We start from the raw sequence: 26,094 nt of genomic DNA, 5'->3' as shown, positions 1-26,094 counted from the left end.
ACTGGAATAACATGCCGTCGCCTAGAGCCATTTGCGGCGTTTCAGCCACCAGGCCACACCCACCACCAGCACCATCAGCGACAGGCAGAAAGTCGCAAAGCCGTAGTGCCACTCCCCGCCGGGAATGCCGCCAAGGTTAACGCCGAACAGGCCGGTCAGGAAGGTGGTCGGCAGGAACACCATCGCCAGCAGCGACATGGTATAAGTGCGGCGGTTCATCGCATCCGCCAGCTGGCTGGCGATTTCGTCAGTGAGCACGGCGGTGCGGGCGATGCTGGCATCAAGATCGTCGAGGCCGCGCCCGAGGCGGTCAGCAATCTCCTGCATCCGGCGGCGATCATCCTCACTCATCCACGGCAGGCGCTCACTGGCCAGCCGGGTGAACACGTCCCGCTGCGGGGCCATATAGCGGCGCAGCACAATCAGTTGCTTGCGCAGCAGCGCCATCTGCCCGCGCTCCGGGATCTGCTGGTCCAGCAGCCCGTCTTCCATGTCGATGATCTTGTCATGCAGATCTTCAATGAATTCGCTGGCGTGCGCCGTCAGCGCGTCGCACAGCTCAATCAGCCAGGTGCCGCTGTTCACCGGCCCGCTGCCCTGTTGCAGGTCATTGAGCACGTCATCAATCGAATAGACTTTGCGGTGCCGGGTGGTGACGATCAGTTTATCCGTGATGTAGACGCGGATAGTCACCAGCTGATCGGGCCGGGAGTCAGCATTGAAATTGATGGTACGCAGGGTGATCAGCGTCCCGTCGCCCATGCGGCTGACGCGCGGGCGCATACTGTCGCCGCCCAGCGCATCACGCACGGAGTCCGGCAGCAGCGGCGTGGTGCTCAGCCACTCCCCGCTGGCCGGCAGCGTATAATCGAGATGGATCCAGCAGGGTTTTTCGCTGGTGACGTCACTGGTGGGATCGATGGGTGTGGCGCCGCCCTTGCCGTCCAGTTGGTAGGCATAGACTGCGTCGGAGATCTGAAGTTGCTTGCCGCTGATTACATCCACTGTTTCACCTGCATAAGAAAACATACCGCGCGGCCACGTGCCGCCGGCTTTTGCCCCATTCTAGCGTTAAGGACTTGGGGATCAAGGTTATGGGCCGGTAAGAAGTATGACTGACTGTTTACGCGGCCCGGCACCGGATCAGTGTTTCAGCAGATACAGGGTATGGCTGTAGGCCACATCTTCCGGGTTGGTGATCGGGTAGCCTTTCACCCAGGGCTTGATCAACCGGCCGTTGGTGTACTGGTAGATCGGCGCAATCGGGGCCTGTTCGGCAATCACCTGTTCTGCCCGGTTGTAGTCGGCATTACGGGCGGCGGCGTCGGTCTGTCGGCTGGCCGTGTCCAGCAGCCGGTCATAGGCCGGGTCGCTGAATTTGGCGATATTCCCGGTGTGCGTTGAGGTCAGCAGGCTCAGGAAGGTCGAGGCTTCGTTATAATCCCCGACCCAGGAGGCGCGCACCACGTCGAAATCGCCGCTGTTACGGCTGTCGATGTAGGCTTTCCACTCCTGGTTCACCAGCTTCACCTCCACGCCCAGCGTTTTCTTCCACATGGAAGCCACCGCAATGGCGATTTTCTGGTGGTTCTCCGAGCTGTTGTAGAGTAGCGAGAGGTGCAGCGGTTTGCCGGGGCCATAGCCTGCCGCCGCCAGCAGGGCTTTGGCCTGCGCATCGCGCTCCGCCTGGCTCAGTTGCTGTAGCGGGCTGGCATCCGCGTGAAAACCGGCGGTAACGTCCGGGGTGAAATGCCAGGCGGGCTTTTCCCCGGTGCCGAGCACTTTTTCCGCAATAATGCGGCGGTCAATGGCGTAAGAGAGCGCACGGCGCACGCGGGCATCACTGGTGGGGGCGCGGCGGGTATTAAAGGCGTAGTAGTAGGTGCCGAGCTGGTCCGGGGTGTAGACCTGCCCCGGAATATCCTTCAGCAACTTCTGGTACATGTTTTTCGGGAAGGATTCGGTGATGTCGATGTCCCCCGCCAGATAGCGTTTGGTGGCGTTGGACTCCTGATTGATCGGTACCAGCGTCACGCGGGTCAGCACCGTATGGGCGTGATCCCAGTAATGCGGGTTCGGCACCAGCACCAGTTTCTCGTTGACCACCCGTTGTTGCAGCGTGAACGCGCCGTTGCCCACCAGATTGCCGACTTTTGTCCAGTCATCACCATACTTCTCTACCGTGGCCCGATGCACCGGGAACAGGCTGAAATTCGCCAGCAGGCTGATAAAGTACGGCACCGGTTTTGTCAGGCGGATGGTCAGCGTATGCGCGTCAACCGCCGTTACCCCCAGCTTCTCCGGCGGCAAGGTGCCGGCGATGATGGCGTCGGCGTTCTCCAGCCCCGCCAGCCCGGCAAACCAGGCGGATGGCGAATGGTTTGCCGGGTCCACCAGCCGCCGCCAGCTGTAAACGAAGTCCTGCGCCGTCACCGGGTCGCCGTTCGACCAGCGCGCCTCTTTGCGCAGGGTGAGTCTCCAGTGCTGGTTGTCCTGGGTTTCCCAGCGCACCGCCACCCCGGGGATCACCTTGCCCTGCGCATCCTGATTGACCAGCCCTTCGAACAGATCCCGCGCCACCTGTGCTTCCGGCAGGCCCACCTCTTTGATCGGGTCAAGTGACGCCGGTTCGTCCTTAATGTGGCGCACAATCTCCTGTTTTTCAGCCAGTGCGGTGCCCGGCGGCACCTCTGCCGCCCCGGCAGCGGGCAGTATGGCCATCAGCAGCGCCGCCGTGCTCAGGCGAAAGCGAATGTAACGAGTTGGCATCAATTTTTACCCCGCTTAATTAGTTGATTTGTTTATATTGACTGTTGTATCACTCCTTTTTCCACGACAGAACAAAAATCCCCCGGCCGCTGTCACGAAAACGCAACTTCATCGCCCTGCCGCCCCTCCGCAGCCATGGTGCAAGAAAAGACTGTTACCAGCACAGAAACAGGCGTAAATAGGAAAGACACGCTTTCTGGAGAATAACACCATGACCTCATTACGTTTACGCAGTGAACGCGGGCCGTTAACGGTACCCGGCGTGGAGTATGGCCGTTCGGCCCTGGGCGCGCCGCTGCTCTGGTTCCCGGCCAGCCACAGCACGCCGGAGACCGGGCTGATTCTGGCGGGTACCCATGGGGATGAAACGGCCGCGGTGATCGCGCTGTCGTGCGCGTTGCGTTCGCTGTTGCCTGAACAGCAGCGCCACCATGTGATCCTCGCCGCCAACCCGGACGGTTGCCAGCTGGGGTTACGTGCCAATGCCAACGGGGTAGATCTGAACCGTAATTTCGCGACCATGAACTGGAAACCGGGGGAGACGCATTACCGTTGGAACAGCAATGCCGATGCGCGCGATGTGGCGCTGAGCAGCGGCAGTGCGCCGGGTTCCGAGCCGGAAACCCAGGCGCTCTGCGCGCTGATTAGTGAACTCGCCCCCCGCTGGGTGGTGTCGCTGCATGAGCCGCTGGCCTGCATTGAAGACCCGGACAGCACCGCGCTGGCGGAGTGGCTCTCCCAGGCTTTTGACCTGCCGATGGTGGCGAGCGTGGGCTACCCGACGCCCGGCTCCTTCGGCAGCTGGTGCATTGAACGCTCCCTGCCCTGCATTACCGTGGAGTTGCCGCCGATTTCGGCCGATGAGGCGAGCGAGCGTTACCTCCCGGCGCTGATTGGCCTGTTGCGCCACGACTGAGCGTCACGGGGTGGTGAGGTCAATGCTGCCGCAATGAAAAGTCAGGCGCGGTTCGGCGTCGGTGGCCAGCCAGGTCGGCCCGTCAAGATCAACAAAACGCGCCCCCGCCGCCAGCGGCAGCGCCGCCCGGATGGCGCGTGAGGTACAGAGCATACAGCCGAGCATAATCTCCAGCCCCTGCGCGCGCGCCGCTTCCGCCAGCGCCAGCGCGGCGGTCAGGCCGCCGGTTTTATCCAGCTTGATATTCACCATCTGGTAGCGCCCCGCCAGCGACGGGAGATCCTCTTCGGTGTGGCAGCTTTCATCGGCACAGATCGGCAAGGGGTGGATGAAATTCGCCAGCGCCCCATCTTTGCCGGCGGGCAGCGGCTGCTCCAGCATCAGCACGCCCAAATCGGCCAGCAACTGGCAGCGGGCCGCCAGCCCCTCCGGCTGCCAGGCTTCATTGGCATCCACGATCAGCGAGAGCTTCGGCACAGCGGCCCGGATCGCTACCAGCCGTTCGGCGATCAGGTGATCGTCGAGTTTAATTTTCAGCAGGGTGGCACCACACTCCTGTAACGCCCGCGCCGCGCCGGCCATCTCCTCCGGTGACCCGAGGCTGACGGTCTGCGCCATGCTGATTGCCGGCAACGGCGCAATGCCGGTGCGTTGCCACAGGCTTTCCCCCTGCCGGACGCACTCCAGGCTCCAGAGTGCGGAGTCCAGCGCATTGCGGGCCGCACCCGGCGGCAACAGCTGTTGCAATGCCTGCCGGTCTGCGCCGCGTTCTATCTCCGGCACCACGGCGGCAATCTGCGCCATTACCGAGGCCACGCTCTCGCCGTAACGCGGATAGGGTGTGCACTCACCCACCCCGTGCCGGCCTTGCTGTTCGATCTCCACTACCACCACCTGCGCGTCATGACGGCTGCCGCGGGCGATCACAAAGGCCGTGTGCAGCGGCCAGGTTTCTGGGTAATAACGCAGGGTTCTCATAGCAGCTCCGGTCTCAACATCTTGTTTTAAGTATGGATAACAAAACAGGATAGACAATTAATTAGAAAAGTTTATATACCCAATACCCAGGTGATGGCATACACTGAGAACCGGTGTTAAATACTTGTAAAAGGATGGCAGCATGACCCAAACAGTACATTTTCAGGGCAATCCGGTCACCGTCTCCGGCAAGGTGCCGCAGCCGGGTGAACAGGCCAGCAGCTTTACCCTGGTCGCCAAGGATCTGTCCGATGTGGCACTGAGCAACTTTGCCGGCAAGCGCAAGGTGCTGAATATTTTCCCAAGCATTGATACCGGCGTATGCGCGGCCTCAGTGCGTAAATTCAACCAGCTGGCCAGCAGCCTCGATAATACCGTGGTGCTGTGTATTTCCTCCGATCTGCCGTTTGCCCAATCCCGCTTCTGTGGTGCAGAGGGGCTGAGCAATGTGGTCACCCTCTCCACCCTGCGCGGCGAAACCTTCAAACAAGCCTACGGCGTTGACATCACCGAAGGCCCGCTGGGCGGGCTGACGGCGCGTGCCGTCGTTGTCCTGGATGAAGATGACCGCGTGATCTACAGCCAGTTGGTGGACGAAATCACCACTGAGCCGAACTATGAGCAAGTGCTGGCCATGCTGCGTTAAGCCGCTGTCAGCATGAAAAAAAAAGACAGAAGGGAAACCTTCTGTCTTTTTTATTTACTCGTCGGCAGTGCCGGGCTTTTTGCCGCTCAGCCCATACTCCCGCAACTTGTTGGCGATGGCGGTATGGGAGACACCCAGCCGCTTCGCCAGCTTGCGGGTACTGGGGTAAGAGCGGTAGAGCCGGGTCAGCACCGAGCGCTCAAAGCGCTTGCTGATGTCATCCAGCGAGCCGTTCAGCGCCTCTTCGGTCATCGCCAGGTCGGTTTCAAACTCCGGCAGCGCGATGTCCTGCGGCCGCAATTCATGCCCTTCCAGCTGCGTCAGCGCACGGTAGATCGCGTTCTTGAGCTGGCGCACGTTGCCCGGCCAGCCGTAGTGCGTCAGGAAACTGGCCAGCCCGGCCGCCAGTTTCGGCCGCGCCACGCCCTGCTCATCGGCAAAGCGCGCCACAAACAGTTCCGTCAGCGGCATGATGTCCGCCGGGCGCTCACGTAACGGCGGCAGGGTCAGGGTCAGCACATTCAGCCGGTAGTAGAGATCTTCCCGGAAGGCGCCGCGCTGCACCAGTTCCACCAGGTTCTTCTGCGTGGCGCAAATCACGCGCACATCCACATGCACCTCATGCTCCTCGCCCACCCGGCGGAAAGTGCCGTCATTCAAAAAGCGCAGCAGCTTAATCTGCATCCGCGGGGACATTTCGCCAATCTCGTCCAGCAGCACGGTGCCGCCGTTCGCCTGCTCGAAAAAGCCCTTTTTGCCTTCCAGCGCGTTCGGGTATGCCCCAGCGGCGTAGCCGAACAGCTCGCTTTCCACCACGTCATCCGGCAGGGAGGCACAGTTGAGGCCGAGGAACGGCTGCTTGCCGCGCGGGCTGCGCAGGTGGCAGGCGCGGGCCAGCAGATCCTTGCCGGTGCCGGTATCGCCGATGATCAGCAGCGGTGCGTCGAGCATCGCCAGTTTTCGCGCCTGATCGAGCACCTGGCGCATCTTCGGGCTGACCGCCACGATATGGCCGAACTCGCTGTCATCATTGACGGCCAGATCCTGCAGCTGCCGCCCCATGCGGGCAGTGGATTTCAGCATCACCACCGCGCCGACCGCGGCATTGTGGCGGTTTTCGTCATCCAGGTAGATAGGCGTGATATCCAGCAGGAAATCCTGATTGCGGATCACCACCCGCTCCGCCTGCGGCTGGGCGCGCTCCTGCTCCAGCCAGCGGCTGAAGTTAAAGCCGCCAATCAGGCTGCCGGCGGTATGGTTGCGGATTTTATCCTCATCCAGCCCGAACAGCGCCAGCGCCGCCGGGTTGGCCTGCTCCACTTTGCCGCGCATGTCGATGGAGAACACCGGCTCCGGCATGGATTCCAGCAGCGCGCGCAGGGCGCGGTGTTCGCGCTCAGACGGCAGGTAAGAGACGGTACGCACATCCGTGACGCCGGCAATCCGGCGGATTTCCGCCATCAGGGCGCGGAACGTATCAAAATCGAGCTGGGCAAAATTGAGGTAAATACGCCCAATTGGCGCAATCTCAATGCCCTGTAAATCGATGCTGCGCAACACCAGCAGGTCAAGCAGCTCCCGGGTCAGGCCCAGGCGATCTTCACAAAAGACTTCCAAACGCATCAGTTAACCTTTCAACAGGGTGCGGATCACTCCCGGCATCATACTCCTTCGACTTACCAGGAAAAAGTTATCTGTCACAAAAAGTTGACACAATCTGCGATTTTTCTCGACGAATCACTTAAACCGCCCTTTTTTACACTATTTCAGCCTGTTAATTGCCCCTTATTCCCTATGAAACAAGGCACTGTGCCAGCTGTGGCGAAGAGTCTGCGGGGGGCAGCCAGGCTTTCCAGCTGTCACGCGGATGATACGCTGCGTGGCATAGCCGGCAATTCCTGACAAAAGGGCGCGGCATCCGGCCTGAAACCGGATAAGATATTTCTGCCTTGTTACATAAATGATAACGATCGGTGACATTCTTTTGTGTGAGGAGTCCGTATGCATCAAACAATTTGTGTGTTTTGTGGGGCCAGTGAAGGGGTAAGCCCGGCCTACGCCCACCATGCCCGTGCGTTGGGCCACCTGCTGGCCCTGCAAAAGCGCCGGCTGGTGTATGGCGGAGGGAAAAAGGGGCTGATGGGCATTCTGGCGGATGCGGTGCTGGAAGCGGGCGGCCAGGTGACCGGCATCATCCCGCAGCGGCTGGTGGAGGCGGAGACCGCGCACCGTGGCCTGACCCAGCTGGAGGTGGTGCCGGACATGCACGCCCGCAAAGCGCGGATGGCGGCGCTGGCGGACGGCTTCATCGCCCTGCCCGGCGGCATCGGCACGCTGGAGGAGCTGTTTGAAATCTGGACCTGGGGGCAGATTGGCTACCACGCCAAACCGGTAGGGTTGCTGGACGTCAACGGCTTCTACCGGCCGCTGAACCAGCTGCTGCTGCACATGGCGCAACAGGGATTTGTACGCCATGACTACCTGCAAACGCTGCACCTGAGCGAATCCCCGGAGGTGCTGTTGCGCCACCTGGATGCGTACCAGCCGAAAAACTACGATCGCTGGGCCAGGTGATACGGGCGGCACGGCGGGTGATCATCGCCCGCCAATCTGCTACCATTCGGCCACTTTCTGCTTCCAGACGACACCGACTATGAAGTTTATCTCTTTCAACATCAATGGGCTGCGCGCCCGCCCACACCAGCTTGAAGCCCTCATCCAACAACACCAGCCGGATGTGATCGGCCTGCAGGAGACCAAAGTCCATGACGATATGTTTCCGCTGGACGAAGTCAGCCGCCACGGTTACCACGTGTTTTATCACGGCCAGAAAGGGCATTACGGCGTGGCCCTGCTGACGCGGGAGGCCCCGCTGGCGGTGCGCCGCGGTTTCCCGACCGATGACGAAGAGGCACAGCGCCGCATCATCATGGCGGATTTCCAGACCAGCAAAGGGGTGCTGACGGTGATCAACGGGTACTTCCCGCAGGGCGAAAGCCGCGACCACCCGACCAAATTCCCGGCCAAAGAGAAATTCTACCGCGACCTGCAAAGCTATCTGGAGCAACAGCTGACGCGTGACAACCCGGTGCTGGTGATGGGTGACATGAACATCAGCCCTACCGATCTCGACATCGGCATCGGTGAAGAGAGCCGCAAACGCTGGCTGCGCACCGGCAAATGCTCGTTCCTGCCGGAAGAGCGCGAATGGCTGGGCCGCCTGCACGGCTGGGGGCTGGTGGACACCTTCCGCGCCGCCAACCCGGAAGTGAACGACCGTTTCTCCTGGTTTGACTACCGGTCACGCGGCTTTGACGAAAACCGCGGCCTGCGCATCGATCTGGTGATGGCTAACGCGCCGCTGGCCGAATGCTGCACCGCCACCGGCATCGATTACGAGATCCGCGCGATGGAAAAACCCTCTGACCACGCCCCGGTCTGGGCGTCGTTTGACCTGTAATCCTGCCTTCTGCCCCGCCGACGCGGGGCTTTCCCGGAGAGAACCATGACGCCGATTGATGTGGTGGCCGCGATTATTGAGCGTAACGGCCTGATTCTGCTGGCACAGCGGGATGAATCGCGCGATCAGGCCGGGCTGTGGGAGTTTCCCGGCGGTAAGGTGGAAGCCGGTGAAAGCCAGCCGCAGGCGCTGGCGCGTGAGCTGGCGGAAGAGCTGGGGATTGTGGCCGGAGTGGGTGACTACGTCGCCAGCCAGAGCTGGCAGAGCGGTAAGCGGCTGATCCGCCTGCACGCCTGGCGTGTGCCGCAGTTCCACGGTGAACTGCGCCCGACCTGCCACCAGGCGCTGGTGTGGGTAACCCCGGAAGCCGCAGCCGGTTACGCGCTGCCGCCGGCGGACCTGCCGCTGCTGGCTGCCTACCGGGCGCAGCAAGGCTGAGCCTGGCGCGCCGCTAAACAGGCGCGCCTTACGGGTTATTTCACCCGCAGCCAGATCAGGTCATTGGTGCCGACTACCTGCGGGTCACGGGTGCACTGCATGGTGCCGCCGTCCACTTTCAGCAACGCCCCTTCCGAGTAGTTCTCATTCTGGTAGATGCAGCAGCGGCGGCACGGTGGCGCATTATCGCTGCCTGCCCCGCTCCAGCCATCCAGCGAGACCATTGCGTCCACGTTACCGCCGGTCGTCTGGCTATCGGTCATCTGGCTATCGGGCACCGGCTCGTGCGTGCGGTGGGCCTGAACCGGCAGGGCCAACAGGGCGCCGGCAGCGATACAAAGGGCCAGACAGTGGCGGCTGAGGTTTCTCATGTTCTCTCCTTGGGTTTGGCGGATTTGGTCGTCCGCCGCTTACGCGCCTTCCCGGCGGACGGCGCCGGTGAGAGGCCGCGGAATGCCGGGGAGGCGCCATTCTGTTTTGCCTGCTGAATCAGTTCCTGCAAGGTGGATTCCAGCGGCTGCATAAACTCCTGGTAACGGCAGCTCTTCTCGCTGATTTTGGTCAGCGTCGCTTCCCAGTTGGCGGTCATGTCCGGCCGCGCGGCAATATCCGGCAGCGAGTGGATCAGCGCCCGCCCGGTCTCCGTGGCGTGGATGTTACGCCCCTTCTTGACCAGAAACGCCCGTTTGAACAGCAGTTCAATAATGCCGGCGCGGGTGGCTTCAGTGCCCAGCCCGTCGGTGGCGCGCAGGATTTTCTTGAGGCTTTTGTCCTGCACGAAGCGCGCGATGCCGGTCATTGCCGAGAGCAGGGTCGCGTCGGTGAACGGCCGCGGCGGCTGGGTCTGGCGTTCTACCACCTCGCCGCGCTCGCACAGCAACGTGTCCCCTTTCGCCACCACCGGCAACGGCGTGCCCTCGTTCTCATCGTCACGCTCTTTCGCCCCCAGCAGCGCCCGCCAGCCCGCCTCGGCCAGAAAACGCGCCTTGGCGATAAAGTTGCCGCCGGCGATCTCCAGCTCGATCACGCATTTGCGGTAGACCGCATCGGGGCAGAACTGCATCAGGTACTGGCGCGCCACCAGGCTGTAGACCCGGCTCTCATCCTGGCTCAGCGACACGGCGCTGCTGCGTGCCGTCGGGATGATGGCGTGGTGGGCATCCACCTTTTTGTCATCCCAGCAGCGGTTGCGGCGGTTGCTGTCCACCGCCGGTTGCGGCAGCAGATCCGCCGCATGCACGCCAATCGCTTTCAACACCGCCTGACGGCCGGAGAAGTGCTCCTCAGGCAGGTATCGGCAATCTGAGCGCGGATACGTAATCAATTTGTGCGTTTCATACAACCGCTGGCAGGCATCCAGCACATTCTGGGCGCTCATGCCGAAGCGGCGCGCCGCCTCAATCTGCAGGGTGGAGAGCGAAAACGGCAGCGGCGCGGTTTCCGGTTCGCGCTTGTCGCTGTAGCCGGTGACGTTGGCGGGCTGGCCGCCGATGCGCTTCACCACGTGCTCCGCCAGCGGCCGGTGCAATAACCGCCCCTCTTCGTCCTGATAGGGTTCGCAGGCGTCACTGGGTTGCCACAGGGCGGTAAAACGCTCGTCGGCCGGGGTCACCACATGGGCTTTCACCTCGAAGAAATCTTTCGGCACGAAGTGCTCAATCTCTTCATCCCGCCGCACCACCAGCCCCAGCACCGGCGTCTGCACCCGGCCCACGGAGAGCACGCCGTCATAGCCGGCATTGCGCCCCAGCAGCGTGTAGGCGCGGGTCATGTTAATGCCGTAGAGCCAGTCAGCCCGCGAACGCGCCAGCGCCGAGACGCAGAGCGGCACAAACTCCTGGTTGTCACGCAGCCGCTCCACCGCCCGCGTCACCGCCTGCGGGTTGAGGTCGTTGATCAGGCAGCGGCGCACCGCACGGCGTTTGTCCGGGGCCAGTGCCAGATAATCGAGCACTTCATCCACCAGCAGTTGCCCTTCACGGTCCGGGTCACCGGCATGGATCACTTCATCCGCCTGTTTCAGCAGCCCTTTGATCACATTAAGCTGCTTGCTCACCGACGGGCGCGGCTGCAACAGCCACTTCTGCGGGATGATCGGCAAATCCGCCAGCGACCAGCGTGCGTAGCGGCCGTCATAGGCATCCGGCTGCGCCTGCTCCAGCAGGTGGCCGACGCACCAGGTCACGACCTGATCGTTACCGCAGGCGATATAGCCGTCACCGCGGCGGTGCGGTTTCGGCAGGACATCAGCAATGGCGCGCGCCAGGCTGGGTTTCTCAGCAATAAACAGCCGCATCAGGCACCTGCGACTCGGCAGGAAGACGCCTTCAACGGCAGAATCAGGGCAGACGGAATCATCGAAGCTCCTTCAGGATCGGTCATTTGGCCGTTATGGTAACGGCTGTCAGGCGGGTTGGTAAGGGGCAAGGCGGAAGCGCGGGACAGGTCGCTCATTTCGCCAGCGGAAAACCCCGGTTATCAGAGTTTTTACCGCCGGCGGCAGGGCCAGGACAGGCAGGATCAGAAATAGCTGACGAACAGGCTGCTGTCCGGCGCGATCACCTGGGTGGCTGATTTCAGCTGCGGGGTACCGAGATAGAGGAACCCAACAATTTCATCCTCCTCTTCGCAACCAAAGGCGGCGCGCACGCCCTCATCTTCTGTCCACGGGCCGGAGCGCCAGATGCCGTTGAAGCCCTGGGCCAGCGCCGCCATCTGCATCGCCTGCACGGCACAGCCGGCAGAGACCACCTGCTCCCATTTCGGCACTTTCTGGCTCTCTTTGCAGTGCGCCACCACCGTGATGATCATCGGGGCGCGGAACGGGGCCTGGGTGGCCTTCTCGATCCCTTTTTCATCCAGGTTTTCCGCCACGGCCGCTGCATGCAGCACCTGGCTGAAGCGGCTCAGGCCGTCATTTTCAATGATCACAAAACGCCAGGGTTGCAGCGCCCCGTGGTCCGGCGCACGCAGCCCGGCTTTGATGATATTTTCCAGCACGTCACCGGCCGGGGCCGGGGCCGCCAGACGGGACGCCGAGCGGCGGTTCAACAGCAGATCTAAAGCATCCATGGGTTTCTCCTGATAACCATTTGCAGGGGTGCCACGTTAACATAGGTTATAAGCGTGTTGCTACCGGTCACCGATCCGTTGCACATCTGCAACAGGAAGAGATGATTTAAAGCTGACTTTTCTCCGGCGGGTCATTAGGATAGCAACACTTTTTCCCCTTTTTGGAGTTCCCATGCGCACATTGTGGCGAATTATCGCCGGTTTCTTCCGGTGGACCTGGCGCCTGCTCAATTTTATCCGGGAATGCATTCTGAACCTGTTCCTGATCCTGCTGATCGTGGTGGCAGTGGGCATCTACTTCCAGCTCCAGCCGAAACCGGCGGAGACCGTCACCAAAGGCGCGTTGCTGGTTGACCTCAGCGGCACCGTGGTGGACAAACCTTCGGTCAATAACAAGCTGCGCCAGTGGGGGCGCGAACTGCTCGGCTCCAACAGCAGCCGTTTGCAGGAGAACTCGCTGTTTGACCTGGTGGAGACGCTGCGCCGCGCCAAAACGGACAACAACATCACCGGCATCGTGCTGTCGCTGAACGATTTCACCGGCACCGACCAGACGTCGCTGAACTACATCGGCAAGGCGTTGCAGGAGTTCCGTGACGCCGGCAAACCGATCTACGCCGTGGGCGACAGCTACAACCAGACCCAGTACTACCTGGCAAGCTACGCCACCAAAATTTTCCTGTCACCGCAGGGCACCGTGGACCTGCACGGCTTTGCCACCAACACGCTCTACTATAAGACGCTGCTGGACAAGCTGAAGGTCTCCACCCATATCTTCCGCGTCGGGACGTATAAGTCCGCCGTGGAACCGATGATCCGTGATGATATGTCCCCCGCTGCGCGCGACGCGGACAGCCGCTGGGTCGGCGGGCTGTGGCAGAACTACCTCAATACCGTGGCCGCCAACCGCCGCCTGACGCCGGAACAGCTGTTCCCCGGCGCGCAAGGGGTGTTGCAGGGGTTACAGGCGGTCAACGGTGACACTGCCCAGTACGCGCTGAAAAACAAGCTGGTGGATGAGCTGGCCTCACGCCCGCAGGTGGAAGCGGAGCTGAGCAAGGCGTTCGGCTGGGATAAGCAGGACAAGGATTTCAACTCCGTCAGCATCTATGACTACGAACCGGCGGCCAAGCCCACCAACCAGAACCCGCAGATTGCGGTGATCTTCGCGGACGGCGCCATCATTGACGGCCCGGAAGAGCCGGGTTCGGTCGGCGGCGACACCACGGCGGAGCAGATCCGCCAGGCGCGCCTCGATCCGAAGATCAAGGCGATTGTGCTGCGGGTTAACAGCCCCGGCGGCAGCGTCAGCGCCTCTGAGGTGATCCGTGAAGAGCTGGCCGCCGTCCGCGCGGCCGGCAAACCGGTGGTGGTTTCTATGGGCGGCATGGCGGCGTCCGGCGGGTACTGGATCTCTACCCCGGCCAACTACATTGTGGCCAGCCCCAGCACCCTGACCGGCTCCATCGGCATCTTTGGGGTGGTGAATACCTATGAGAACTCGCTGGACAGCATCGGCGTACACACCGACGGCGTAGCCACCTCCCCGCTGGCCGATCTGGCGGTGACCAAGGCGCTGCCGCCGGAGTTCGCGCAGATGATGCAGCTGAACATTGAGAACGGTTACCGCACCTTCCTGGGCCTGGTGGCGCAGTCTCGCCATAAAACCCCGGAGCAGATTGACCAGATTGCCCAGGGCCACGTCTGGCTCGGCCTGGATGCCAAAGGCAACGGGCTGGTGGACGAGCTGGGTGATTTCGATGACGCGGTGAAGAAAGCGGCGGAACTGGCGAAACTGCCGGCCTGGCAGCTTAACTGGTTTGTTGAAGACCCCAGCGTCAGCGACCTGCTGTTCTCCCAGATGAGCGCCTCGGTGCAGGCCGTGTTGCCGCAGGCGTTGCAGGCGTGGGTTCCGGCCCCGCTGACCCGGCTGGCCGAGTCAATGAAAGATCAGCCGGGCCTGTTTGGTACCCTGAACGACCCGCAAAACCGCTATGCGCTCTGCCTGACCTGTGGTGAGGTAAAGTAGCAGCGTTTCCGCTGAGGAAGCCCGGGCAACCGGGCTTTTTTTCGCGGCCCGGCACCCTATACTTTGGTTCATTCCCGTAAGCGTAATAAAGATTGCCCTATGAAAAAAAAATCGATTTACGTCGCCTACACCGGCGGCACCATCGGCATGCAGCGCTCTGAACAGGGCTACATTCCGGTTTCCGGCCACCTGCAACGGCTGCTGGCCGCGATGCCGGAGTTCCACCGCCCCGAGATGCCGGATTTCACCATCCAGGAGTATGCGCCGCTGATGGACTCCTCCGACATGACGCCGGAAGACTGGCAGCATATCGCCGATGACATCCGCGCCCATTACGACGAGTATGACGGTTTTGTCATCCTGCACGGCACCGACACCATGGCGTTCACCGCCTCGGCGCTCTCGTTTATGCTGGAAAACCTCGACAAACCGGTGATCGTGACCGGCTCGCAGATCCCGCTGGAAGCCCTGCGCTCTGACGGCCAGCCCAACCTGCTGAACTCGCTCTACCTGGCGGCCAATTACCCGGTCAAAGAGGTCTGCCTGTTCTTCAATAACAAGCTGTACCGCGGCAACCGCAGCACCAAAGCCCATGCCGACGGCTTTGACGCCTTCGCCTCGCCGAACCTGCCGCCGCTGCTGGAGGCGGGCATCCATATCCGCCGCCTGCCGACGCCGTCCTTGCCGATGCCGGCCGCCCCGCTGGTGGTGCACCGCATCACGCCGCAACCGGTGGGCGTGCTGACGCTCTACCCCGGCATTTCCAGTGAAGTGGTCGGCAACTTCCTGCGCCAGCCGGTCAAGGCGCTGATCCTGCGCTCGTATGGCGTCGGCAATGCCCCGCAGAAACCGGCGCTGCTGGAAGAGCTGCGCCAGGCTTCGGCGCGCGGTATTGTGGTGGTCAACCTGACCCAGTGCATCTCCGGCCGCGTTAATATGGGGGGCTACGCCACCGGTAATGCGCTGGCCCATGCCGGGGTGATCAGCGGCTTTGACATGACGGTGGAGGCCGCGCTGACCAAGCTGCACTTCCTGCTGAGCCAGCCGCTCACCGCCGACGAGATTCGCCTGCAGATGCAACAAAACCTGCGCGGTGAGCTCACCGATACCCCGTAACCCCTGCTGCCGGGGTGCAGGCTGCCCCGGCCCCTTTCCGTTGTGCTGAATCACCAAGGAGAGCCCATGAGTACCGCCCTGTTACTGATTGACCTGCAAAATGATTTCTGCCCCGGTGGCGCGCTGGCCGTTGAGGAAGGCGACCAGGTGATCGCCGTGGCCAATCAGGCGATTGCCGTGTGCCGCCGGCGCGGCTGGCCGGTGGTGGCCAGCCAGGACTGGCACCCCGCCGCCCACCGCAGTTTTGCCGTGAATTCCGGCCAGACACCGGGCACGCTGGGTGAGCTGAACGGGCTGCCGCAGGTATGGTGGCCGGTGCACTGTGTGCAGGATCAGCCGGGCGCCGCGTTTCACCCGGATCTGGCGCAGGACGGCATTGATAAGGTGTTCCGCAAAGGGCAGAACCCGGACATTGACAGCTACAGCGCCTTCTTCGACAACGGCCGCCGCACGGAAACCGAGCTCGACAGCTGGCTGAAAGGGCGTGGCGTTACCACGCTGGTGGTGATGGGGCTGGCTACCGATTACTGCGTCAAATACAGCGTGCTGGATGCGCTGGCGCTGGGCTACACCACCTCGGTGATCACCGACGGGTGCCGCGGGGTGAATTTACAGGAAGATGACAGCCTGGCGGCGTTTGAAGAGATGCAGCAGCATGGCGCACACCTGATCGCGCTGAAAACCTTTGAGATGGGCGCACACTGACCGTTGCCGCATCGATAAAAAAAGCGCGACCTAAAAGGGCGCGCTTTTTTTATTTCAGCCTGCTTCAGCAACCCAGAGGTTATTGGGGCTTCAGGGTCACCAGCGGCGAGGTAATGCCGAATTCCTGCTTCAGCTCCTGCTTACTTTTCATCACCATCTGCCCCTGCGTATTGATGGTCATGTGCTGGGCGTCATGGTTATGGCGCGCCTGATAGAGCATCACCGCCTGTAAACTGTGCGCTTTTTGCGCGTCGGTCAGGGCCACGCCGTCCGGCCATTTCCCTGTCTCTACCGCCAGCAGCAGACGCTGGTAAATTTCCGGTGTCATTACCGCAATCAGCTCATCTATTTCCACAGGATTATTCCTCTTTTTACCGCGACAATGAATAATTTGCTGAATCGATTCCATTACTGCGATCTATCAATTAACCTGCGGTTTTTTCGCCGTTTTCACCGTCAGTGAAGCTGAGCGAGGCAGAATTAACACAATAGCGCTCTCCGGTGGGTTGCGGACCGTCCGGGAAAACGTGCCCAAGGTGGGCATCACATTGCGCACAACGGATTTCAACCCGGTGCATATTGTGCGAGTAATCATCAATATATTTAATTGAATCGTCCCGTACCGGCTCATAAAAACTGGGCCAGCCACAACCGGAATCATATTTGGAATCGGAATAGAACAAAGGTGAATTGCAGCAAAGACAGTGGTAAATGCCCTCGCGTTTATTATGGAGCAGCTTGCCGGTATAGGGTGCCTCGGTGCCGCGCTCCTGGGTGACGTAGCGCTGTATCTCGTTGAGTTGTACAGGATTTTCTGCGCGTTCAGTCTCTTTCGTCATGGTCATGTGTCTCGCGTTGGCGATGTTACAAAATAAATAACGTTTAATTATAACAAAAAATTAACAACCATGCCGATTATTTTGACCTAAACTTGATGCCTTAAAGGCTACGCTTACCTATAGTGTGACGGTGATCACATATATCCGGTGAGTGGGGTTTAGACAGGGGTTCACCGCCCCCATGTGACCAGAGAGACGGCAGAAAACGGAATGGGTGATAAGCGTGCGATTAATGCTGGCAGCTTTGACTTATAGCAACAATTGACACGATTCCGCTTGACGCTTGATAAGGTTTTTGTAATTTTACAACCAACCTTTTATTCACTAACAAATAGCTGGTGGAATATATGACTATCAAAGTAGGTATCAACGGTTTTGGCCGTATCGGCCGCATTGTTTTCCGTGCTGCTCAAGAGCGTTCTGATGTTGAGATCGTGGCAATCAACGACCTGTTGGATGCAGAGTACATGGCTTACATGCTGAAGTATGACTCTACGCATGGTCGTTTCAACGGGACTGTTGAAGTTAAAGACGGTCACCTGGTTGTGAACGGCAAAACCATTCGTTGTACCTCTGAAAAAGATCCGGCTAACCTGAAGTGGGACGAAGTCAACGTTGACGTGGTAGCAGAAGCGACCGGTATCTTCCTGACTGACGAAACCGCGCGTAAGCACATCACCGCGGGTGCCAAGAAAGTTGTTCTGACCGGCCCGTCCAAAGACAACACCCCGATGTTCGTGATGGGGGTGAACCACAAGTCTTACGAAGGTCAGGAGATCGTTTCCAACGCCTCTTGCACCACCAACTGCCTGGCACCGCTGGCTAAAGTCATCAACGACAACTTCGGTATCGTTGAAGCACTGATGACCACCGTTCACGCTACCACTGCGACTCAGAAAACCGTTGACGGCCCGTCCCACAAAGACTGGCGCGGCGGCCGCGGCGCATCTCAGAACATCATCCCTTCCTCTACCGGTGCAGCTAAAGCGGTAGGTAAAGTGATCCCTGAGCTGAACGGCAAACTGACCGGTATGGCGTTCCGCGTTCCGACCACCAACGTTTCCGTGGTTGACCTGACTGCCCGTCTGGAAAAACCGGCGACCTATCAGCAAATCTGTGACGCGATTAAAGCGGCTGCAGAAGGCGAGCTGAAAGGCGTTCTGGGTTACACCGAAGACGAAGTGGTATCCACTGACTTCAACGGCGAAAAACTGACTTCCGTGTTCGACGCGAAAGCCGGTATCGCCCTGAACGACAACTTTGTGAAACTGGTTTCCTGGTACGACAACGAAACCGGCTACTCCAACAAAGTTCTGGACCTGATTGCCCACATCTCCAAATAAGTGCGCATCAGAGCAGAGTAAGAAAAGGCGACGTTGAGTCGCCTTTTTTATTGGGTACGGTTTCTACACCGGGCATTTTTCCTGTTAAGAAGGCCACGATCATGAATGAGAATATTTTTACCCTTCCCGTAACACAACAGATCACCCCTACCCTCAGCGAACGCCAGATCGGCCAGTTGCCGGCCATCGTGGTGGATCACCCCGCCTGCCGTGCCGCCATCACCTTGCAGGGCGCGCATCTGCTGGCATGGCAGCCTGCGGGCGAACAGCCGGTTATCTGGCTCAGCGGCAACTCCGCCTATGAGCCGGGCACGGCCATCCGCGGTGGCGTACCGATCTGCTGGCCGTGGTTCGGCCCGGCGGGCACGCCGTCGCATGGCTTTGCGCGCAATATTCCGTGGGAACTGAGCAGCCACACGGAAAATGGTGAAGGCGTCACGCTGACCTTTACCCTGACGGATAATCCGCAAACCCAGGCACTCTGGCCGCACGCCTTTACCCTGGTGGCACGCTTCACGCTGGGCGTGGAGTGCCGTATTGAGCTGGAGTCCACCGGTGATTTCACCACCACCGCCGCGCTGCACAGCTATTTCCGGATCGGTGACATCGACACCGTGGCCGTGCGCGGGCTGGGCAGCCGCTACATTGATAAAGTGCTGGATGGCGCGGAAGGCGAGCATCAGGGCGAGCTGGTGTTTACCGGCCGTACCGACCGCGTTTATACCCAGCCGCAGGCGGTCAGCACCATTGTTGACCCAGGCCTGAACCGTGAAATTGAGGTTGAGCACCATCACCACAGTGATGTGATCGCCTGGAACCCCGGTGTGGCACTCTCCACCAGCATGGGTGACATGACGGATGACGGCTATAAAACCATGGTCTGCGTGGAAACCGGCTGCGTCAGCACGCCGCAGGTCAGCAAGCCGGGCGAACCGGCGCGCCTTGCCACCACGCTGCGGGTGCGCGCCTTGAACCAGGCATAATCCTGCTGTTTACCTGCGAAAAGGTTTGCCTGAGACGAGGTTTGCCTGAGAAAAGGTTTTCCTGACACAAAATCTGCCTGATAAAAAGGAGCCGCCCGGCTCCTTTTCACCTCATACGATATCCAGCGGTAGCTTGCGGGACGGCGGCGGAAACGCCTGATCGAGCGCTGCCAGGTCATCCGGTGAGAGCGTCAGCGTCAGGGCGCGCGCATTCTGCGCCACGTGCTGCGGCTGTACCGCTTTGGGAATAGCAATCACCCCACCGCTGCGGGTAACCCACGCCAGCGCGATTTCTGCACTGCTCACGCCATGTTCGGTGGCCAGCCGGGCAACGGTGCTGTCGTCGAGCAGGCGATGCCGCAAGTTCCCGGCCTGCGCCAGCGGGCAGTAGGCCATCACCGGCAGCGCATGCGCCCGGCACCACGGCAGCAAGTCATACTCAATCCCGCGCGAGGCGGCATGGTACAGCACCTGGTTGGTCTGGCACTGGTCACCGCCGGGCAGTTGCCATAGCTCCTCCATGTCGGCGGTGTCCAGATTAGAGACGCCCCAGCGCGCAATTTTGCCGCTGCGTTGCAGGGTCTCCATCGCCTCAATGGTTTCATCCAGCCCAAAACCGCCGCGCCAGTGCAACAGATAGAGATCGATCTGCTCGGTGCCGAGCCGTTTCAGGCTATTTTCACAGGCAGTGACCGCCTTTTCCCCGCCCGCATGGTGTGGGTAGACTTTCGACACCAGAAATACCTGATTGCGCCGCCCGGCGATCGCCTCGCCCACCACCTGCTCGGCCCCGCCGTCGGCATACATTTCGGCGGTATCAATCAGCGTCATGCCCGCATCCAGCCCCTGTTGCAGGGCGCGAACCTCCGCCGCCCGTTGCGAGGGGTTTTCGCCCATGTACCAGGTGCCCTGCCCGATGGCCGGCACGCGGGTGCCGTCGGGAAGTAAAACGTGCTCTGCCATAGCATATCCTCCATTTCAGCGTATCCGCCCGGCCATTGGCCGGGGAAAGGTGAAGCGTAGCAATAAAAAACGGGGCCTGCGCCCCGTTTGCATGACTGCCACTGACACCGCCCGGTATCAGAAGGTGTAGGTTGCCCCGGCCCAGAGCACGCCGGTCCAGGATTTGTCCACCATCGGGCTGTTTTTGACCTCATCCGCCAGGCGCACATAACGCGCCATGGCAAACGCATTCCACTGCGGCGCGAACTGATAATTGGCAGACAACTCAGCATAAGGGGCGAAGCTGTCATCCGGGTGGTAGCTGTCAAGGCCGCTGCGGCGTGCTTCCGCATTATCGATGCCGTAGTAGTAGTTATTCTGGTTTTTGCTGTTCCAGGTCACACCCACGCCTGGCGTCAGGCTCCAGTTATCCTGGCGGAAACGGTAGAGGTACGCGACATCCCCCACCAGCCCATTGCTGTTGTCCAGCACATCGCCGGAGAACAGCGTGCGGATGCTGCCCCACTGCGCGTTATAGGTGTAACCCAGCCCGGCCATTACCGTACTGCGACGCTTGCTTAAATGCTTCATTTCGTCATTGTCGCTGTCTCCTGGGGAGAAGTGCAGCGGCGAATAGAAGGCGTTGAGGCTGAGCTGGTGGGTGTCATCTTTCCACAGGTAGTAGCCGGCCATCAGGCTGCGGAAGAAGAAATTCTCCCCTTCATAGTTAATCACCGGCACCGGGGTAACGCGGTCCTGATTACTGCGGTAAGGGTCAGGGCTGACCAGCGCGCCTGCGCCGAGGGAGAGGGTACCGGCGGTCGCCATCTGGCTGCACAAGAGGCCGGTCATCAAGGGTAACAAGGCTAAACGAGTAATTTTCACACTTCATCCATTAATGTCATCAATAAATCCTCAAGGATTTTAAGACAAACTGAATGAGTGTGCGAACAGAGGATGCCTCCACGGCACCCTTTACTAAAAAAACGGAAAAGGCGGGCGTAAAAAAGCGGTAAAAACGGTGTCATCAGGTTGTCACCCACCTGTTATAGGTTACAGCGTGCCGGTAAACCGGTCATGCAGATCGCGCTTTTCGCCTGCAGCCCTTGTGCCGCTTGGCTTGCCCCGGATAAGCGCAACCGCGACCTAAGAAGAATCCTAAACACAAGGGCTTCAAACCGGGTGTGATGAAGGCCGCTAAACTGGTGTCCGCCTAAAAATTTACGCACTAAAGAATCTTTCGATTGGTCAGCGTATTTCCATAAATAAGGATGATATCTCGGAGCTATCCACTGTAAACCTGATAAATTGCAGCTTTAGTAACCATTTTTTGCTGATTTAATCAGCAACCCGCCTATTTTATCGCCGGAAAAGCCACTTGCTCTTTAGCCGATAGCCGTCCATAACAATAAGGTAAGAGTTTCATTATTTTACTCAAAAAAGAGAAGCTCTTAATTTTTGTTCCCAACCAAAACAACAGGACGGGCATCGCTATGAACATATTTGACCACTACCGTCAGCGCTATGAAGCTGCCAAGGACGAAGAGTTCACACTGCAGGAATTTCTTACCATTTGCCGGCAAGATCGCAGTGCTTATGCCAACGCGGCGGAACGCCTGCTCACGGCCATCGGTGAACCAGTCATGGTAGACACCGCGCTTGAGTCACGCTTATCCCGCCTGTTTTCCAACCGTGTAGTCGCCCGTTACCCGGCGTTTGAAGAGTTCTACGGAATGGAAGAGGCGATTGAGCAAATCGTCGCTTACCTCAAACATGCTGCGCAGGGCCTGGAAGAGAAGAAACAGATCCTCTACTTATTGGGGCCGGTGGGTGGCGGTAAATCGTCACTGGCTGAGCGTCTGAAAGCGTTGATGCAACGGGTTCCCATTTATGTGCTCAGTGCCAACGGCGAGCGCAGCCCGGTCAACGACCATCCCCTGTGCCTGTTCAACCCACAGGAAGATGCCAATATCCTGGAAAAAGAGTACAACATCCCGACCCGCTACCTCGGGACCATCATGTCGCCGTGGGCTGCGAAACGCCTGCATGAGTTCGGTGGCGACATCACCAAATTCAGGGTAGTGAAAGTCTGGCCATCCATTCTGGAACAGATCGCCATCGCCAAGACCGAACCCGGTGATGAGAATAACCAGGATATCTCCGCGCTGGTAGGGAAAGTGGATATCCGCAAACTGGAAAACCACGCCCAGAACGACCCGGACGCCTACGGCTACTCCGGTGCGCTCTGCCGCGCCAACCAGGGCATCATGGAATTTGTGGAGATGTTCAAGGCCCCGATCAAAGTGCTGCACCCGTTGCTGACCGCCACCCAGGAGGGGAACTACAACGGTACGGAAGGGATCTCTGCCCTGCCGTTCAACGGCATTATTTTGGCGCACTCCAACGAATCGGAGTGGGTGCAGTTCCGCAACAACAAGAACAACGAAGCCTTCCTCGACCGCGTCTATATCGTCAAGGTGCCCTACTGCCTGCGCGTCTCGGAAGAGATCAAGATCTACGACAAGCTGCTTAACCACAGCGAGCTGACCCACGCGCCGTGCGCGCCGGGCACCCTGGAAACCCTGGCGCGCTTCTCCATTCTGTCGCGCCTGAAAGAGCCGGAAAACTCCAGCACCTACTCCAAGATGCGCGTCTATGACGGTGAAAGCCTGAAAGACACCGATCCCAAGGCCAAGTCGTATCAGGAATACCGCGACTACGCCGGGGTGGATGAAGGGATGAACGGCCTCTCAACCCGTTTCGCCTTTAAGATCCTGTCACGGGTCTTTAACTTTGACCATGTCGAGGTGGCGGCTAACCCGGTACACCTGTTCTATGTACTGGAGCAGCAGATTGAGCGCGAACAGTTCCCGCAGGATCTGGCCGAGAAATACCTGGAGCACCTGAAAGGTTACCTGATCCCGAAATACGCGGAGTTCATCGGCAAAGAGATCCAGACGGCGTACCTGGAGTCCTACTCCGAGTACGGCCAGAACATCTTTGACCGCTATGTGACGTACGCTGACTTCTGGATCCAGGATCAGGAGTACCGCGACCCGGACACCGGCCAGCTGTTTGACCGTGAATCCCTCAACGCCGAACTGGAGAAGATTGAAAAACCGGCGGGTATCAGCAACCCGAAAGACTTCCGCAATGAGATCGTCAATTTTGTGCTGCGCGCCCGCGCCAACAACAGCGGCCGCAACCCGAACTGGACCAGCTATGAAAAATTGCGCACGGTTATTGAGAAGAAAATGTTCTCCAATACCGAGGAGTTGCTGCCGGTTATCTCGTTCAACGCCAAAACCTCGACCGATGAGCAGAAGAAACACGATGACTTTGTCGACCGGATGATGGAGAAAGGGTATACGCGCAAACAGGTGCGCCTGCTGTGCGAATGGTATCTGCGGGTCAGGAAATCATCATAACCGCAGCGGCCATGTCATCATAAAGAGGCAGGGCAACGTCGTTTGGGGGAGATATGGGCTACTTTATTGACCGACGGCTGAACGGCAAGAACAAGAGTATGGTGAACCGCCAGCGCTTTTTACGCCGCTATAAGTCGCAAATCAAACAGTCGATTGCTGAAGCCATCAACAAGCGTTCGGTAACCGATGTGGAGAGTGGGGAGTCAGTGTCGATCCCCACGGATGATATCAATGAACCGATGTTCCATCAGGGGCGGGGTGGCCGGCGCCACCGTGTCCATCCGGGGAACGACCACTTTGTACAGAATGACCGGATCGAACGCCCCCAAGGAGGCGGGGGCGGCAGCGGCAGCGGCCATGGCAATGCCGGCCAGGATGGCGAAGGCCAGGATGAGTTTGTTTTCCAGATCTCCAAAGATGAGTACCTCGATCTGCTGTTTGAGGATCTGGCGCTGCCGAACCTGAAGAAAAATCAGTATAAGCAGCTGAATGAATTCAAAACCCACCGGGCGGGCTACACCTCCAACGGGGTGCCTGCCAACATCAGCGTGGTGCGTTCGCTCCAGAATTCCCTGGCGCGCCGCACCGCCATGACGGCCGGTAAACGCCGCGAACTGAAAGCGCTGGAGACCGATCTCACCGAGCTGGAAAACCAGGAACCGGTGCAGTTGCTGGAAGAGGAGCGGCTGCGTAAAGAGATTGCGGAACTGCGCCAGAAGATCGCGCGGGTGCCGTTTATTGACACCTTCGATCTGCGTTACAAGAACTACGAGAAACGGCCGGAACCCTCCAGCCAGGCGGTGATGTTCTGCCTGATGGATGTCTCCGGCTCCATGGACCAGGCCACCAAGGACATGGCGAAACGCTTTTATATCCTGCTCTACCTGTTCCTGAGCCGCACTTATAAAAACGTGGATGTGGTCTATATCCGTCACCATACCCAGGCCAAAGAGGTGGATGAACAGGAGTTCTTCTACTCGCAGGAAACCGGCGGCACCATAGTCTCCAGCGCCCTGAAACTCATGGATGATGTGGTGCAGGAGCGTTACGACCCGGCGCAGTGGAATATCTATGCGGCGCAGGCGTCAGACGGCGATAACTGGGCGGACGACTCCCCGCTCTGCCATGAATTGCTGGCGAAGAAAATATTGCCGATGGTGCGTTATTACAGCTATATCGAAATAACCCGCCGCGCCCACCAGACATTGTGGCGGGAATATGAGGCGTTGCAGGCGAAGTTTGATAATTTTGCCATGCAGCATATCCGTGAACAGTCAGATATTTATCCGGTGTTCCGCGAATTGTTCCACCGCCAGACGGTAGATAATTAATTTTTGCCGCCCGGCCAACGGGTTAACCATTAAAAAACCGGCGCACAGACGCCGGTTTTTTTATTTCCTGCCCCCGGCTTACCCGCCTGCATTTTCCGCCCGGCGGCGGGCCGCCCATAAAAAAACCGCCGGTTTCCGCGGCGGTTTTTGCGTTTATTGTCCCAGGGCAATGACAGCCCAGGGCAATTACAGGTTGTACACCAGCGACACGGTGGTGGTGGTGTCGGTTTTTTCCGGCGCGCTGGCCGGCGGTTCGGTGTTATAGGTAACGTTATAAGCCAGCTTCAGGGCGAACGATTTATTGATGGCCACGTTCAGCGCCGTTTCGGAGTTGAAGGTGGTTTCGTCGTTTGCCAGCACCGACAGGGCCTGGGTGAATTTGGCGTTGTCAGAGAGCTGGTAGTCATAGGTCAATGCGCCGTAGGCCAGGGCGCGGGTCTGGTTGCCGCCCTGCTGGAATTCGTCATGGCGCACACCCGGACCGGCTTCCATGCGCAGCGTGTGTACCGGGCCGTTCAGGATCTGGCGGCCGTAACCTAAGGTCGCCACGCTGCGGGAGCGGTAGCCGTTGTAACGGTCGCTCAGCCAGCTCGCCTGGCCAAACAGGTAGTTGTCAGCAGACAGGTTGTAGCGGGTACGGCCGCCGAGCTGGTACTTCTCGGAGGAGCGCTCATCGTTGGAGGAGGCGTTGCGCGCCGAGCCCCACAGGCTGTAGGCAGTATCCGGGTGGAACCAGGTCATGGTGGTGTCCGCGCTCAGCACGGAGTTTTTGGTGTTGCCGGTCTGGGCGCTGTAGCCCGCCTGCACGTTGCCTTCAAAGGTCTTTTTCGCGGTGGAGGGATCGTCCAGCGCCGTAAAGAGTGTGCTGTCCGCAAAGCTGTTAACGCTGAACAGCGTGGCACCACACACTAAGGCGTAGCGTGGTAATGAACGTAAAACCCGACTGGCAATCATGTCTTCCCCAATAAAAAAACGGCAGTATAAAAATATATCCACAGGCCCGGCCTGCGCGGCGCTTATTTTCAAATTTTCGCCCGGATAAAGTCAATGCCGGAATATACCGCAGATTATACCGAATAATGTAAATTACGGTTCTTTT

24 protein-coding genes are annotated in these 26,094 nt (G+C 59.5%); 12 read left to right on the top strand and 12 right to left on the bottom strand.

What is annotated here, in order from left to right:
* Window positions 1–21: 21 nt before the first annotated feature.
* Together zntB and CYR55_RS13660 are read right to left on the bottom strand one after the other, a co-directional pair.
* The gene (gene zntB / locus CYR55_RS13665) at window positions 22–1,005 is read right to left on the bottom strand and encodes a zinc transporter ZntB (RefSeq protein WP_101816741.1); all 984 of its coding nucleotides are present in this window, start codon (window positions 1,003–1,005) and stop codon (window positions 22–24) included.
* Window positions 1,006–1,143: 138 nt separating this feature from the next.
* A complete protein-coding gene (locus CYR55_RS13660; RefSeq protein WP_101816673.1) occupies window positions 1,144–2,769 on the bottom strand; it encodes a peptide ABC transporter substrate-binding protein in 1,626 nt (541 codons plus the stop codon).
* A 211-nt stretch (window positions 2,770–2,980) separates the two neighbouring features.
* On the opposite strand from CYR55_RS13660, the gene mpaA reads away from it, so the two are divergent.
* Window positions 2,981–3,685 carry a murein tripeptide amidase MpaA gene (mpaA, locus tag CYR55_RS13655; RefSeq protein ID WP_101816672.1) on the top strand — a complete coding sequence of 235 codons (705 nt, stop codon included), beginning with the start codon at window positions 2,981–2,983 and terminating at the stop codon, window positions 3,683–3,685.
* A 3-nt stretch (window positions 3,686–3,688) separates the two neighbouring features.
* Here mpaA and ycjG read toward each other — a convergent pair whose 3' ends face one another.
* Window positions 3,689–4,663 (bottom strand): L-Ala-D/L-Glu epimerase, encoded by a 975-nt coding sequence (ycjG, locus tag CYR55_RS13650; RefSeq protein WP_101816671.1) that lies wholly within the window; start codon window positions 4,661–4,663, stop codon window positions 3,689–3,691.
* A gap of 142 nt (window positions 4,664–4,805) precedes the next feature.
* Between ycjG and tpx the strand changes: the two genes are divergently transcribed.
* Window positions 4,806–5,309 (top strand): thiol peroxidase, encoded by a 504-nt coding sequence (tpx, locus tag CYR55_RS13645; RefSeq protein WP_101816670.1) that lies wholly within the window; start codon window positions 4,806–4,808, stop codon window positions 5,307–5,309.
* Window positions 5,310–5,363: 54 nt separating this feature from the next.
* On the opposite strand, the gene tyrR is transcribed toward tpx, so the two are convergent.
* A complete protein-coding gene (gene tyrR / locus CYR55_RS13640) occupies window positions 5,364–6,932 on the bottom strand; it encodes a transcriptional regulator TyrR (RefSeq protein WP_101816669.1) in 1,569 nt (522 codons plus the stop codon).
* Window positions 6,933–7,310: 378 nt separating this feature from the next.
* Between tyrR and CYR55_RS13635 the strand changes: the two genes are divergently transcribed.
* The 3 genes from CYR55_RS13635 to CYR55_RS13625 all read left to right on the top strand — a co-directional run bounded on the left by CYR55_RS13635 (window position 7,311) and on the right by CYR55_RS13625 (window position 9,207).
* On the top strand, window positions 7,311–7,883 hold the full coding sequence (locus CYR55_RS13635; RefSeq protein WP_101816668.1) for an LOG family protein: 573 nt from the start codon (window positions 7,311–7,313) through the stop codon (window positions 7,881–7,883).
* 79 nt (window positions 7,884–7,962) lie between these two features.
* Window positions 7,963–8,769, top strand: a complete 807-nt coding sequence (gene xthA, locus CYR55_RS13630) for an exodeoxyribonuclease III (RefSeq protein WP_101816667.1) — start codon at window positions 7,963–7,965, stop codon at window positions 8,767–8,769.
* A gap of 45 nt (window positions 8,770–8,814) precedes the next feature.
* Entirely contained in the window at window positions 8,815–9,207 is a 393-nt protein-coding gene (locus CYR55_RS13625) for a pyrimidine (deoxy)nucleoside triphosphate diphosphatase (protein WP_101816666.1), read from the top strand.
* 35 nt (window positions 9,208–9,242) lie between these two features.
* Here CYR55_RS13625 and CYR55_RS13620 read toward each other — a convergent pair whose 3' ends face one another.
* From CYR55_RS13620 to CYR55_RS13610, 3 genes are all read right to left on the bottom strand, one after another.
* Complete coding sequence (locus CYR55_RS13620; protein ID WP_338153010.1) at window positions 9,243–9,578, bottom strand: DUF1496 domain-containing protein; 336 nt, start codon at window positions 9,576–9,578, stop codon at window positions 9,243–9,245.
* Window positions 9,575–11,503: a DNA topoisomerase III gene (locus CYR55_RS13615; protein ID WP_165699594.1), complete on the bottom strand. Its 1,929-nt coding sequence runs from the start codon at window positions 11,501–11,503 to the stop codon at window positions 9,575–9,577. The genes CYR55_RS13620 and CYR55_RS13615 overlap by 4 nt, the downstream gene beginning before the upstream one ends.
* Before the next feature lie 224 nt (window positions 11,504–11,727).
* Window positions 11,728–12,279, bottom strand: a complete 552-nt coding sequence (locus tag CYR55_RS13610; protein ID WP_101816664.1) for an NAD(P)H nitroreductase — start codon at window positions 12,277–12,279, stop codon at window positions 11,728–11,730.
* A 172-nt stretch (window positions 12,280–12,451) separates the two neighbouring features.
* Here CYR55_RS13610 and sppA point away from each other — a divergent pair, with 172 nt between their 5' ends.
* The 3 genes from sppA (at window position 12,452) to pncA (ending at window position 16,129) form a co-directional block, all read left to right on the top strand.
* Window positions 12,452–14,308, top strand: a complete 1,857-nt coding sequence (gene sppA, locus CYR55_RS13605; protein ID WP_101816663.1) for a signal peptide peptidase SppA — start codon at window positions 12,452–12,454, stop codon at window positions 14,306–14,308.
* Window positions 14,309–14,407: 99 nt separating this feature from the next.
* Window positions 14,408–15,424, top strand: a complete 1,017-nt coding sequence (ansA, locus tag CYR55_RS13600) for an asparaginase (protein ID WP_101816662.1) — start codon at window positions 14,408–14,410, stop codon at window positions 15,422–15,424.
* A 66-nt stretch (window positions 15,425–15,490) separates the two neighbouring features.
* Complete coding sequence (pncA, locus tag CYR55_RS13595) at window positions 15,491–16,129, top strand: bifunctional nicotinamidase/pyrazinamidase (RefSeq protein ID WP_101816661.1); 639 nt, start codon at window positions 15,491–15,493, stop codon at window positions 16,127–16,129.
* A 79-nt stretch (window positions 16,130–16,208) separates the two neighbouring features.
* On the opposite strand, the gene CYR55_RS13590 is transcribed toward pncA, so the two are convergent.
* Entirely contained in the window at window positions 16,209–16,484 is a 276-nt protein-coding gene (locus tag CYR55_RS13590) for a YeaC family protein (RefSeq protein ID WP_101816660.1), read from the bottom strand.
* 70 nt (window positions 16,485–16,554) lie between these two features.
* Window positions 16,555–16,968, bottom strand: a complete 414-nt coding sequence (gene msrB / locus CYR55_RS13585; protein ID WP_101816737.1) for a peptide-methionine (R)-S-oxide reductase MsrB — start codon at window positions 16,966–16,968, stop codon at window positions 16,555–16,557.
* Between the two features lie 347 nt (window positions 16,969–17,315).
* Here msrB and gapA point away from each other — a divergent pair, with 347 nt between their 5' ends.
* Together gapA and CYR55_RS13575 are read left to right on the top strand one after the other, a co-directional pair.
* A complete protein-coding gene (gene gapA / locus CYR55_RS13580) occupies window positions 17,316–18,311 on the top strand; it encodes a glyceraldehyde-3-phosphate dehydrogenase (protein ID WP_165699593.1) in 996 nt (331 codons plus the stop codon).
* 101 nt (window positions 18,312–18,412) lie between these two features.
* Entirely contained in the window at window positions 18,413–19,294 is an 882-nt protein-coding gene (locus CYR55_RS13575) for a D-hexose-6-phosphate mutarotase (RefSeq protein WP_101816658.1), read from the top strand.
* 111 nt (window positions 19,295–19,405) lie between these two features.
* Here the strand turns inward: CYR55_RS13575 and CYR55_RS13570 are convergent, their stop codons facing one another.
* Both CYR55_RS13570 and CYR55_RS13565 read right to left on the bottom strand, forming a co-directional pair.
* Window positions 19,406–20,257: an aldo/keto reductase gene (locus CYR55_RS13570; RefSeq protein WP_101816657.1), complete on the bottom strand. Its 852-nt coding sequence runs from the start codon at window positions 20,255–20,257 to the stop codon at window positions 19,406–19,408.
* A 117-nt stretch (window positions 20,258–20,374) separates the two neighbouring features.
* Window positions 20,375–21,088: a MipA/OmpV family protein gene (locus CYR55_RS13565; protein WP_101816735.1), complete on the bottom strand. Its 714-nt coding sequence runs from the start codon at window positions 21,086–21,088 to the stop codon at window positions 20,375–20,377.
* Between the two features lie 641 nt (window positions 21,089–21,729).
* Here CYR55_RS13565 and yeaG point away from each other — a divergent pair.
* Window positions 21,730–23,664, top strand: a complete 1,935-nt coding sequence (yeaG, locus tag CYR55_RS13560; protein WP_101816656.1) for a protein kinase YeaG — start codon at window positions 21,730–21,732, stop codon at window positions 23,662–23,664.
* Window positions 23,665–23,717: 53 nt separating this feature from the next.
* Window positions 23,718–24,995, top strand: a complete 1,278-nt coding sequence (locus CYR55_RS13555) for a YeaH/YhbH family protein (protein ID WP_101816655.1) — start codon at window positions 23,718–23,720, stop codon at window positions 24,993–24,995.
* Between the two features lie 186 nt (window positions 24,996–25,181).
* Here CYR55_RS13555 and CYR55_RS13550 read toward each other — a convergent pair whose 3' ends face one another.
* The gene (locus tag CYR55_RS13550; protein WP_101816732.1) at window positions 25,182–25,949 is read right to left on the bottom strand and encodes a DUF481 domain-containing protein; all 768 of its coding nucleotides are present in this window, start codon (window positions 25,947–25,949) and stop codon (window positions 25,182–25,184) included.
* Between the last annotated feature and the right edge of the window lie 145 nt (window positions 25,950–26,094).

It is taken from the genome of Chimaeribacter californicus (assembly GCF_002858675.1).
In the GTDB taxonomy this organism is placed as follows: domain Bacteria; phylum Pseudomonadota; class Gammaproteobacteria; order Enterobacterales; family Enterobacteriaceae; genus Chimaeribacter; species Chimaeribacter californicus.
The sequence above is the reverse complement of the archived record's forward strand: the minus strand, read 5'-3'. Positions and strand labels throughout refer to the sequence as shown.